15 protein-coding genes are annotated in these 11,096 nt (G+C 55.5%); 6 read left to right on the top strand and 9 right to left on the bottom strand.

From position 1 onward, the window contains the following. Window positions 1–16: 16 nt before the first annotated feature. The 4 genes from K1558_RS10125 to K1558_RS10140 all read right to left on the bottom strand — a co-directional run bounded on the left by K1558_RS10125 (window position 17) and on the right by K1558_RS10140 (window position 2,660). Window positions 17–451, bottom strand: coding sequence for a DUF3021 family protein (locus K1558_RS10125; protein WP_238651434.1), 435 nt, complete (start codon window positions 449–451; stop codon window positions 17–19). A 13-nt stretch (window positions 452–464) separates the two neighbouring features. Then, on the bottom strand, window positions 465–917 hold the full coding sequence (locus K1558_RS10130) for a LytTR family DNA-binding domain-containing protein (RefSeq protein ID WP_338019684.1): 453 nt from the start codon (window positions 915–917) through the stop codon (window positions 465–467). A gap of 174 nt (window positions 918–1,091) precedes the next feature. Beyond that, complete coding sequence (locus K1558_RS10135; RefSeq protein WP_238651436.1) at window positions 1,092–1,946, bottom strand: SDR family oxidoreductase; 855 nt, start codon at window positions 1,944–1,946, stop codon at window positions 1,092–1,094. 129 nt (window positions 1,947–2,075) lie between these two features. Beyond that, window positions 2,076–2,660 (bottom strand): NAD(P)H-dependent oxidoreductase, encoded by a 585-nt coding sequence (locus tag K1558_RS10140; RefSeq protein WP_238651437.1) that lies wholly within the window; start codon window positions 2,658–2,660, stop codon window positions 2,076–2,078. A gap of 121 nt (window positions 2,661–2,781) precedes the next feature. On the opposite strand from K1558_RS10140, the gene K1558_RS10145 reads away from it, so the two are divergent. Further along, window positions 2,782–3,216, top strand: coding sequence for a MarR family winged helix-turn-helix transcriptional regulator (locus K1558_RS10145; RefSeq protein WP_238651438.1), 435 nt, complete (start codon window positions 2,782–2,784; stop codon window positions 3,214–3,216). Between the two features lie 28 nt (window positions 3,217–3,244). Here K1558_RS10145 and K1558_RS10150 read toward each other — a convergent pair whose 3' ends face one another. Beyond that, window positions 3,245–3,484, bottom strand: coding sequence for an MFS transporter (locus K1558_RS10150; protein ID WP_238651439.1), 240 nt, complete (start codon window positions 3,482–3,484; stop codon window positions 3,245–3,247). 89 nt (window positions 3,485–3,573) lie between these two features. On the opposite strand from K1558_RS10150, the gene K1558_RS10155 reads away from it, so the two are divergent. Further along, a complete protein-coding gene (locus K1558_RS10155; RefSeq protein WP_238651440.1) occupies window positions 3,574–4,614 on the top strand; it encodes a C40 family peptidase in 1,041 nt (346 codons plus the stop codon). 62 nt (window positions 4,615–4,676) lie between these two features. On the opposite strand, the gene K1558_RS10160 is transcribed toward K1558_RS10155, so the two are convergent. Next, entirely contained in the window at window positions 4,677–5,018 is a 342-nt protein-coding gene (locus K1558_RS10160; RefSeq protein WP_238651441.1) for a zinc ribbon domain-containing protein YjdM, read from the bottom strand. A 149-nt stretch (window positions 5,019–5,167) separates the two neighbouring features. Between K1558_RS10160 and K1558_RS10165 the strand changes: the two genes are divergently transcribed. The 3 genes from K1558_RS10165 to K1558_RS10175 all read left to right on the top strand — a co-directional run bounded on the left by K1558_RS10165 (window position 5,168) and on the right by K1558_RS10175 (window position 7,717). Continuing rightward, window positions 5,168–5,653, top strand: a complete 486-nt coding sequence (locus K1558_RS10165; RefSeq protein ID WP_238651442.1) for a GNAT family N-acetyltransferase — start codon at window positions 5,168–5,170, stop codon at window positions 5,651–5,653. A gap of 70 nt (window positions 5,654–5,723) precedes the next feature. Then, entirely contained in the window at window positions 5,724–6,692 is a 969-nt protein-coding gene (locus tag K1558_RS10170) for a catalase family peroxidase (RefSeq protein ID WP_238651443.1), read from the top strand. Window positions 6,693–6,829: 137 nt separating this feature from the next. After that, on the top strand, window positions 6,830–7,717 hold the full coding sequence (locus K1558_RS10175; RefSeq protein WP_238651444.1) for a diacylglycerol/lipid kinase family protein: 888 nt from the start codon (window positions 6,830–6,832) through the stop codon (window positions 7,715–7,717). A gap of 11 nt (window positions 7,718–7,728) precedes the next feature. Here the strand turns inward: K1558_RS10175 and K1558_RS10180 are convergent, their stop codons facing one another. From K1558_RS10180 to K1558_RS10190, 3 genes are all read right to left on the bottom strand, one after another. Further along, window positions 7,729–8,604, bottom strand: coding sequence for a phosphotransferase family protein (locus tag K1558_RS10180; RefSeq protein WP_238651445.1), 876 nt, complete (start codon window positions 8,602–8,604; stop codon window positions 7,729–7,731). 150 nt (window positions 8,605–8,754) lie between these two features. Beyond that, complete coding sequence (locus K1558_RS10185; RefSeq protein ID WP_238651446.1) at window positions 8,755–9,228, bottom strand: DinB family protein; 474 nt, start codon at window positions 9,226–9,228, stop codon at window positions 8,755–8,757. 285 nt (window positions 9,229–9,513) lie between these two features. Then, complete coding sequence (locus tag K1558_RS10190) at window positions 9,514–10,059, bottom strand: hypothetical protein (RefSeq protein WP_238651447.1); 546 nt, start codon at window positions 10,057–10,059, stop codon at window positions 9,514–9,516. A gap of 119 nt (window positions 10,060–10,178) precedes the next feature. Here K1558_RS10190 and K1558_RS10195 point away from each other — a divergent pair, with 119 nt between their 5' ends. Then, window positions 10,179–11,093: a phosphatidate cytidylyltransferase gene (locus K1558_RS10195; RefSeq protein WP_238651448.1), complete on the top strand. Its 915-nt coding sequence runs from the start codon at window positions 10,179–10,181 to the stop codon at window positions 11,091–11,093. Window positions 11,094–11,096 lie beyond the last annotated feature (3 nt).

Raw genomic sequence — 11,096 nt, forward strand, 5'->3', positions numbered from 1 at the left:
GGGGGCTAACTTCGGATTACTCGCGGACCTCCTGCCTCGCCGCCTTCAGCCGCTCATTAATCCGGGCAGCTTCCTTCTTATCCTTCTCATAGGACAGCAGACGGACAATAACATATACGACGGCAATCTGCAGGGCAAGCAGAAGTGCAGCGGACACACTGGCCACAACTCCGATCAGGCTGGCAAGAGCTATTAACAGCGTCTCCAGCAGGACAAAATGAAGCACGATTCTAACCCGCATCGCCCGCTCGCTCACCTCATTTGGCGTATACAATATCATGCCCGTCAATGCGCCAAGCAGCGAGAAGCCCATAATCGTGTAGATCGATATCAGGTCAAACGCGAGGTCAGGCATGTAAATCTGCCGCAGCACTGTAATGATAATGATGATGGATGCAAAAATAATCAGAAAATCGCGGATGATCTCCCTGGCATATTCAGACCGTTTCATGCGGTGAGCCCCCTTATAATCCGAGTCTTTTTTTGAGTACAGGCACATATTGTCTTGAAATCACTACACGTTCCCCGTTATCCAGCAGTGCGGTGAACCGGCCGCTCAGGGAGGGGCGCACGCTCTCGATCTTGGCGATATTCAGAATCGTCGATTTGGAAGCCCGGAAGCAGCCTCTGTCCCGGCACAATTCCTCCAGCTCATACAGCTTCTGCTTCACTTCATGCACCTGGTTCTCACTGTACACATATACCTTGCCGTCCACCGCTTCAAAATAATAGACATCACTAAGCTTGATGCGGCTGACCCGCTCTTCCTGAATTCCCAGAATGATAAGCGTCTCTGTCTTCAGCTTATTTACGATTTCATAGATTTCTTCGTCCGCCTCATGGCATCTGATGATGATCTCCTCTTGCTGCTCCCTGCTGATATGCTCGATGGATATTCGGATAGGATCACCTGCAATCGTTCAGATTAGTAGGTCTGCTGCCTAATTCATGTTCATGATAAGGGAAACGTTCCTATGCGGCAAGCGGACCGCAACACAAAAGGCTGCCCTCCGGTTAGACCGGTCGGACAGCCTCTTATCATAGCGAGCCTGCCAGTGTATAACTGGCAGGCTTGCTCATACGCGCAGCACTTAACCCAGCAGCGCGCGCACGCCTTCGCTAATTGGGGTCTGCGGGCGGTTCAGCAGCTTCGCAAGGTCGCCGCTCTCGATATCCAGTGCGCCATCGCGGATGGCTCCCTGAATGGCAACGACGATCGGCAGCGCCGCTTCCGGCACGCCTGCTTCGCCCATTACCTTGGCATAGGTGGCATCATCCACCTGCTGCACGGCAACCTCCCGGCCTAGCACTTCGCCGACTACAGCTGCCAGCTCTGCCTGGGTAAGCGGGGTGCCGGACAATTCGTAGACGACACTCTCACGGCTCTCGCCTGCCAGAACAGCAGCCGCCGCTTCAGCATAATCGCGGCGCGTAGCCCAGCCTACCTTACCGTCTCCGGCTGAGGTCAGCCAAGGAGCACCGGCCTTCACAGCCTGAATGGAGCCGACTTCGTTCTCCAGGTACCAGTTGTTGCGCAGGAAGGCATACGGAATGCCGGATTCGCGGATGAATTCTTCCGTAGCACGGTGTACCGGCGCCAGGAACAGGGAGCTGTTCTCGGCATCGCCTACACTCGTGTATACGATAAAGCCCACCCCTGCACGGACAGCAGCATCTACAGCCGCCTTATGCTGGCGGATACGGGTGTCATTGTCGCCGTCTGCTGAGACGATCAGCAGGCGCTCCACTCCGGCGAAGGCGGTGTCCAGTGTCTCCGGCTGATCGAAGTCGCCGTGGCGTACATCGATGCCTTGCGCCTTCAGGGCCTCTGCCTTCTCCGGATTTCTGACACTGGCTACAATCTTCGCAGCGGGTACAGTCTTCAGCAGAGTCTCTGCTACGATAGAACCAAATTGGCCTGTTGCTCCTGTTAATGCGATCGTCATACTTCATTCCTCCATTTGGTTGTTGTATTTCAATCTTGGCTATCAAAGCTCAAGTTGACAGCGGTAATTATCAATCATGTAACCATTGTAGTTACAAGTGACCCGATTGTCAAATAGATTGTGCAAGATTCACCCAACCGTCTTGAAATAACGGTAGATCTGCTCCAGCTTCTTGCTCTGCTTCCCCTTCTTGCTCTCCATGCTGCCGAACTCGAAGAACTTCACCTTACGGATGCCGACGAAGTTGAACAGCGCTTTGCGCATCAGTATCTTATGCGAGTTCCCCAGCCACAGCAGCGGGTAGTGGGCCGGCCCCTTCATGCTGGAAATGCAGATCACGCTCTTCCCCTTGAGCAGGCCCTCCGGCAGCAGGCCGCCCTTATCCCGGTAGGCGAAGCCCGATGCAAACATCCGGTCGATATAGCCCATTAGCATCGCTGGCGGTCTGCCCCACCAGATCGGATAGACCAGGACGATCTGATCGGCCCACAGCAGCTGCTCCCTGTACTCCGCCAGCTCCGGTTCACGGTACATATCCCGTCTGCGCCGATTCTCATTGAATACAAGCACCGGATCGAATCCGGCCTCGTACAGGTCAAGCACCTTGACTTCCGTAATCTTCGCATTCTCCTTGCTGCCGCGCAGCACCTCCTGCAGGAAGGCGTAGCTCAGGCTCTTTTGGTTCGGATGGGTGTAGATCACAAGTGTATTCATCAGTGGTATTCCCCTTTAGTTGTCATTTGATAACCAAAACATAGCACAGGCACGAAATACTTGTCAAATGATAATTGTTTTTTGATAATTAATCTGGTATCGTGACCTCTGAGGTGATCTAATGGACAACAACCAGCTTTTTCAGAAATTCATAGCCTTCACTGCTTCTGTCCATCAAATAACAAATGATATTACCAGAGATGTGAATTCAGACGGCTTAACGCCGCTGCAATATAAGATTATCGAATACATCGCTGTCAGCCAGCCGGTAACCCTCAGCGAGATCAGCGACTGTATGAATATATCGATGCCGAATACGAGCCGTGAACTGAAGAAGCTCAGCGAAAAAGGTCTCTGTACCCGCATCACCGACCCCGCTGACCGCCGCAAGCAGGAGATTACCCTCTCTGCCGCAGGCGGGGCGCTGATGAATGAGGCGTTCTCGCAGATTGCCGTCCGGTTCGAGCAGCGCATTGCCGGCCTGAGCGCTGAGGAACGCAAAGAGACCGAGCAGGCGCTCGATCTCTTGCAGCAGAAGGTATTCTATTTGAGCTGAGGATACATCCTATCCCATAGATGAGCGGTTATTTCACAGCAATCCCCTCTGCTGAAACCTCCGCCGGAGCCTCCTCCTTGCGCTTGAAGCGCTGAATAAGATAAGCAGTAATCGGAACAACAATACCCGTAACCAGTGCATAAGCGGTCGTTAACCACTGCACAGTGCTCGCAGACAACCGGAACTCCCCCATAATGTTCGGCAGCGCCGTATTCAGTGAGGATTGATTCAATAGCCCCGCGATCGTCCCGATTATTAGAATAGCCATGAAACGTTACCAACAATTGGCACAAAACCAATTCACACCAATCGCGTCTAACTGGAGAGAGTTAAATCTATCCATAAGGTGATGAATCCATGACAACAAGAACGACTATGCTGCTGTCTCTGCTAGGACTGGCCCTGACCGCTGCGGCGGGCGGTTATGCCCATGCAGATGCAGCACCCTCACCCCAGCCGATCTCCATCTACCTGGACGGGCAGCAGCTTCAGCCGGAGACCCGGCCGCTCAACTTCAGCGGGACCGTACTGGTTCCTATGAGGGGACTGTTCGAAGCCCAAGGGGCCGAGCTCTCCTGGGACAATACCAGCAAGACGGTAACTGCCGTCAAGAGCGGCACTGCCTTAACCTATACCCTTGGCTCATCCACCGCCCGTGTGAACGGGAGAACGGTTGATCTTGCGGTTCCCGGACAGCTGTCGCAAGGCTACAGTATGATACCCCTGCGCTTCGTCAGCGAGGCTCTGGGCAGCCAGGTGGCCTGGGAGCCGTCTTCAGGCTCCGTCCTGATCTCCTCGGCAGCCGCCTATGAGACCACGGTCACCTGGGGAGTTAACCTGCGCAGCACTCCGGATGCCGGGCAGTCAGCGAACAGCCTGGCTCTGCTGCCGGCCGGCAGCAAGGTCCATGTCGTCCGCGAGGCCGGCCCGCTCTGGCTGGAGGTACGGACAGCGGAGAATGGCAGGGGCTATGTATCGGCCAAACCGAAATTTACGGATTACAGAAGCCCCTCGCTGCTCCAGAAGCAGGGAGAGGCACTGATTAACGAGGGCCGGAAATACCTGAATACCCCTTATGAATTCGGCGCTTCGCCGGATCAGACGGATACGTTCGACTGTTCCTCGTTCGTGAAGCGTGTGTTCGCGGATGCCCTCTCGCTCGAGCTGCCCCGCGTCTCTTATGATCAGGCCCAGGAAGGCCGGAAGGTCAGCCTGGACGAGCTGCGTACCGGGGACCTGCTGTTCTTCACCGCCCGGGGCCTTGACATCGGACATGTAGCCATCTATGCCGGCAATAACCGGATACTGCATACCTACTCCAAGGAGCAGGGTGTACATATGGAGGAGTTCAGCAGCAAGTGGCAAAAGCGGTTTGTCACCGCGCAACGGGTTCTATAACTTGGGAATGTTGGCGGACCGGAGCCTGCTGCCCGGCGGGCAGCGGATTTCCGGTTCTTCAGCTATGCCTTGCGCACAAACTCCGATTTCAGCTTCATCGCCCCGAACCCTTCGATTTTGCAATCGATATCATGATCGCCGTCCACCAGCCGGATATTTTTCACCTTGGTGCCTATCTTCAGTACGGATGAGCTGCCTTTGACCTTCAGATCCTTAATCACCGTTACGGTATCCCCATCAGTCAAGACATTCCCATTGGCATCCTTCACTACCTTCTCATCCTCGCTGCTTGCGCCCGCTGCATCCAAAGACCACTCATGTGCACACTCCGGGCAGACCAGCATCGCTCCATCCTCATAGGTATACACAGAGCCGCACTGCGGGCAATTCGGTAATTCATTCATTGATTAACAAGCTCCATTTCTGCTTCATGCACGTTTTTTTGGGTAAGTCCGCTCTATTTTAGCATATTTTCCCCTTTGTGAGTTGATAACTCTATATTATTATATTAATATCTAATTAGATATTTAATTAATAACAAGCGGGTGATTAAATGATTTGGTTAGAACCGGTGCCTGACGCGCTCACACCGCAGAGTCTGGAGATCCAGGCCTCCATCCTGAACTCACAGCCTGAATTCAACCTGATGGTCCTGCACAAGGCTTATGTGGAGCCCTCGGAGCTGGAGGAGGAGAACCGCAACAACCTCGCTATGGGGGAGAAAATGCTGTACATCAGGAGCCATGACCGGATTGCCGGTCTCATCACCTACCTGCCTGACTATAGCGCGGATCATTATCCATGGATCGGCCTGCTGGTGATTCACCGGCAATATAGCCGTCAAGGGATCGGCATAGCAGCGATACATGAACTGGAGCAAATGTTCAGGACCCAGGGGCTTGGCGCCGTCAGACTGGCAGTGCAGCTGGAGAACAAAGCAGGGGAAGCCTTCTGGACCCGGAATGGCTTCACCCCGGTGAGAAGAGCGGCCGATAACCACAATAACGAAGTGGATGTCTACGAGAAGCAGTTTAAATGAATGGCCGTTGTGGTAAGAATTAGGATGTAGATTATTCCAATTCAATGGATTTGAGGGGAGGGTTACGAACGTGAATGAGGGCAAGAATGAAGCTGAACAGGACGGCCAACTGCTGGCAGGAGATCAGGCTGACGGGCTGGCGGCTGAGGCAGTTGACGCTATCGAGCAGCTATCCGGCGTCCATCCCGGATACCGCCGCGCCCATGCCAAGGGCATCTGCTGCCGCGGATTCTTCCGGCCGAGCGGGCTGGGGATGGAGTTGACGGAGGCGGAGCATCTTCAGGAGCAGCAGGTGAATGCTATCGTGCGCTTCTCCGGCAGCTCGACCGATCCGGCACTGGCGGATCTGCTCTCGCCCGCCAAGGGAATGGCGGTCCAGTTCATCCTGCCGGATGGCGAGGTTACGAATCTGGTGGGGGTAACGGTACCGGTCTTTTTTGCCCGGACCCCGGAGTCCTTCATCGACATTGTCCGTACCGCCCACCGGCTCCGGACTGGAAGCCTCGGACCGCTGGAGCTGATTAAGGAGATTGCCAGCCACTTCAGCGAGAGCAAGGGAGCCTTGCGCGCCGTGAAGCGGCTGAAGCCGCCGGCCAGTTATGCGGAATGCCCCTATTACTGCATCCATGCTTATGTGCTCGTCAATGCTGAGGGGAGGGAGCAGCCTGTCCGCTTCGAGTGGGTGCCGGAGGCGGGAGTGCGCACCCTGTCGCTGGAGGAAGCGGCACAGCAGCCGGATCATTATCTGGAGGAGGAGCTGGAGCTGCGCCTGAAGGATGAACCGGCCATCTTCCAGCTTGTCGCCGTTCTGGGCGAGGAAGGCGACGCGACAGATGATCCGACCCGCGCCTGGCCGGAGGACCGCCGGAGAGTCGATCTCGGCCGGCTGCATATTTCCGAGATCTACCCTGATCCGAAATATCTGCTCATGGACCCCACCATTCTTACGACCGGAATGCGTCTCTCGGATGACCCGATTCTGAAGTTCCGCAGCGCAGCCTACGCCGAGTCCTATCAGCGGCGGATCGGAGAAGGTTAGCTAACGGCGGCTGTCCGCCCGAATCAGGCAGCCCAGCGCCGGAGGGACCGCAGCGTCCCTCCGGCGCTTGCTGTTTCAAAGGCCGGGCTAAGCTGGTTAATGGTTAATAATCCGGTTACATAAGAGAGGAGTGCAGTATGAAGCAGGCTATGATCATCATGAATCCCTCCTCCGGCAAAGCAGAGGCGCGGGAATATATCCAGGCAGCGGAAGAGGTGCTGCAGGTCGCAGGGTATCAGGTTACTGTCAATGAGACCGCCGGCGAAGGGGATGCCACGGCTTTCTGTGTCCAGGCGTGCAGCGAAGGCTGTGATCTGGTGGTCGCGATCGGCGGAGACGGCACGCTGCACGAGACAATGAACGGGCTGGCCGATCAGCAGCACCGGCCTGTGCTTGGCATCGTGCCGATGGGCACGGTCAACGATTTCGCCCGGGCCCTGCAGATTCCGCTCAATCCCGAGCAAGCTATCCGTAATCTGGCCTCTTCCCGCACACGCCGGGTCGATATGGGCCGGCTGAATGAGCGGCTGTTCGTCAATGTGGTCGCCGCAGGCTCCCTGGCCGGCTCCCTCTCCTCTGTCTCCTCAGACGACAAGAACCGGCTCGGCTTCCTGGCTTACTTGCGGGAAGGGATCAAGGAGCTGACCAGCAGCAAGACGCACCCGCTGACGATCATCCACGACGGGGAAGTCTGGGAGGGCTCCTCCCCGCTGTTTATCGCTGCGCTCACTAATTCTGTCGGCGGCTTCGAGAAGCTTGCTCCCGGAGCTGCTGTCGATGACGGCCTGCTGCACTGCTTCATCGTCAAGGATCTTCACCTGCTGAATTCGGTGACAGTCAGCATCTCCCTGCTGCTCGGCAATCTGAGAAGCCACAAGGATGTCATCTATTTCACGGCCCGTGAGGTGACGCTCCGCTCCTCCGAGCCGGTCCGAACGAATGTAGACGGGGAAGCGGGGCCGCCGCTGCCGCTCACGCTAAGCACGATTCCGCGTCATCTTCAGGTGGTTGTCCCGGAAGAATAATCTCTGCTGCCTCACCGGGCTCCAGACAGCTCCCGGAAGTCTTCGCCCAGCGTCCATTCCAGGCGGCGTGTCCATTCACGCTGTACCTCCTTGGGGGCAATCCGCAGACGGTAGAGAATATTCCATACTCTATATAGACTCGCTGCCTTCATCTGCCGGGGGGTGAACGCCAGCGGATTACCGGCCAGATACCCCTCCAGGAAGGCGGCGTTCAGTACCCGGGCCTTCGCCGGATAGTGATGCTTCGTGAACCAGCAGACCCAGGCCACATCATTGAGCGGGCTGCCCCACTCGGCCCACTCCCAATCCAGCACATGCAGCCCGTCCTCCTCATCGCAGAGAAGATTATGCACCCCGTAATCGCCATGGGTCAGAACCCACGGGAGCTCTCCGGCCCCGTCCGCTTCCAGCAGCTGAAGCGAGTGCCTGCCCAAGGAATCCGGTACGAATTCGAGCGAGGTAATCATCCCGCTCAGTTCAGACCTGTTGCTGCGGCGGATCTCCTTGCCGGGCGGATGATACGGGCGGGAATGAATCTGCTCTGCCAGCAGCAGGCCCATCCTCCCATAGATCCGTTCAGCCCTCTTCCAGTCCTCTGCATCAAGCACAGACTGGGCGTTCAGCCCCTGCATCCTGTCCATGAGGATAATCCGCATTCCGTCCATCTCCATTACCTTATGTACAGCCGGTGTATCGCAGCTTCCCTGCACCAGCTTCATGACCTGTATTTCATTCAGTGTGTCTTCGTTGGACAGGTTCGCGATTTTGGCTACAAGCGGAGGTTCCACCCCCGCCATCAGATAGGTAAGATTCGTATACCCTCCTGTCAGCCGCTCCAGCCGGCAGGCGTACCTTGCTTCCAGCACTCTGATGATATGATCAGTCATGATATGAAATCCCTCGCTTTTATCCTTCTGTAGGCCATATTCCAAGAATAGCACATGCTCCCCTTAATTACAGGTTAAGGTATTCTGCACAGCAAAGAGACCGGCAGGAATTACCCAGCCAGTCTGTCTGCCCGCTCTATGCTTCTTACGTTACTTAGCCTGTTTATACAGCTTATGCAGCAGTACGATCTGCCCGATATGATAGGCATTATGCGTCGCCGCATTGCTGATAAGCTCCCACCAGGCCGCTGGCTCCGGGAACCCGTCCACCCGGTTCTCCAGCCCTTCCTCGGACAACAGCTCCTGCCAGGCCAGCATTGCGTCCACCAGTCTGCTGCGAAGCTCACCGAAGGAAGTATTTGCAGGCAGCATGAAGCTCAGGCGATTATCTCCTACCGGAGGCACGGCATCCATATGCCCCTCCCGGTACCGGGTCTGCCAGGCTTCATTCCAGTACAGCAGATGAGCGGTAAGCTCGGCAATGCTGAACGTCCCTTCCCCAGGTTTCCAGAAGGCTTCTTCCTCGGTGACCTCCTCTGTTGCCTGCATATACGGCAGATACCAGCTCGGGTCATTGGCGCCAGCCAGTAATTGATCGGTCAGCACATCCTTAGCATGAACCACTTATTCACTCTCCTTTTCCCCTCAAAATATCACAATCCAGGCGGGATAAGCCAGGTAAGCTTCTTCTATAAACAAAGTCACCCAGCGGGTGAAGGACTGTATGCTGTTTTCCACATACATTCGGGCCGTGTGCCTGCTTGCGAGCATAATGTATGCTGTTTTCCACATACATTCGGGCCGTGTGCCTGCTTGCGAGCATAATGTATGCTGTTTTCCACATACATTCGGGCCGTGTGCCTGCTTGCGAGCAAATGTATGCCGGGAACGGGACTTCTCGAACTGCTGCTATGTGACCGAAGGCTGATACTCGCTCAGCTTGCCGTAATAGACCAGCTTCAGCCGGTCGCTCTGCCGGAAATCATCGGGGGTGACCAGCGCGGGCAGCTTGTTCCAGAGCTTAATGCCGGAGCGCTCCAGAATCTCGGCCACGAATTGCGAGCAGAAATAGGAGTTGCTGAATTCAACCGGCTCCTTCAGGGCGATGCCGAGGACGCCGAGAATATTATACAGATACTTCTGGCGGCTGCGGATGAAGACCTGGAGCACCCGCTTCATTTTCTCCACCTCGCGCTCTGTAACCTGAAGCTCATAGATCACGCAGGTTGTACCCGGATATTTGCTGTAGGTGCCGGTGCGGATATCCTCCTTCACGAACCCCCCGTTCAGCGGGTTAGCCGGATGCTTTCTGCCGAAGCTGTAGAGCTCAGACAACTCCCGGTTAAAAGAGATCGACGCATGATTATACGGGGCTTTGGTATAGCCCTGAATCAGTCTGGTGAACAGCGTTCCCGTATTGGTGAGCAGGATATATACTGATGAATCTGCTGACATTTACAAGATTTCCCCTTATCAAGTCCGTTATTTTGCTTCATAATAAGCTGGACGCTTTGTCTATTTTAGCATAAAATCCCTGTATTGAATGCCACCCCGAGACAAGTTGGTGATTGCTGATGAGCCGTTCCTTATTCACACTTATTCTTATTATTGCAGTGCTGTCTGTTGTACATGTGCTGTATCTGATTGTCAGCCGGTTACAGAAGGACAAGGATTATTCCGGCATCGGCTTCCGGATCCGGACCTGGTGGGGCATGGTGTTCATCTTCTGCCTCGCCACCCTGTCCAATGCTGTAGTGTCCCTGCTGTCCCTGATGGTGCTGAGCTTCTTCGCCCTCAAGGAATATTTCTCCATGATCCGTGCCCGCAAAGCGGACCGCAGGCTGTTCCTGTGGGCGTACCTGTCCATTCCGCTGCAATTCTACTGGATCTACATTGAATGGTACGGGATGTTCATCATCTTCATTCCGGTCTATGTGTTCCTGCTGCTGCCGCTTCCCCGCCTGATCAACAAGGGGACGCTCGGCTTCCTGCGCGGTGTAAGCTCTGTACAGTGGGGGCTGATGCTGATGGTATTCGGGCTTAGCCATCTGGCCTACTTCCAGTTCGCCACACCGGAATATGGGGCAGGGCTGGTCCTGTTCCTGGTGGTGCTGACCCAGCTCAATGATGCCGTACATTATCTGGCTTCGATCTATGTCGGCAAGCACCGGATTGTTCCGACCGCCAACCCGAGCCTGACCTGGGAGGGCTTCGGCTGTGCGTTCGTGGTCACCACCATCGCCTCGTATCTGTTGTATCCGCACCTCACCCCGCTGAACCCGGCCTTCGGGTATCTCTCCGGGATGCTGGTCAGCGTCAGCGGCTTCTTCGGCAGTCTGACGGTCTCCGTGCTGAAGCGCGATCTGCTGATCGGCGATGATGACAAATTCGCCGCCCTGAAGCAGAGCTATCTGAGCCGTGTGGACAGCCTTGCCTATACCGCACCGGTGTTCTTCCATGTCATCCGTTACTATTTCGATTTCATGTAGCTG

Source organism: Paenibacillus piscarius, assembly GCF_022234545.1.
GTDB classification, from domain to species: Bacteria; Bacillota; Bacilli; order Paenibacillales; family Paenibacillaceae; genus Paenibacillus_AQ; species Paenibacillus_AQ piscarius.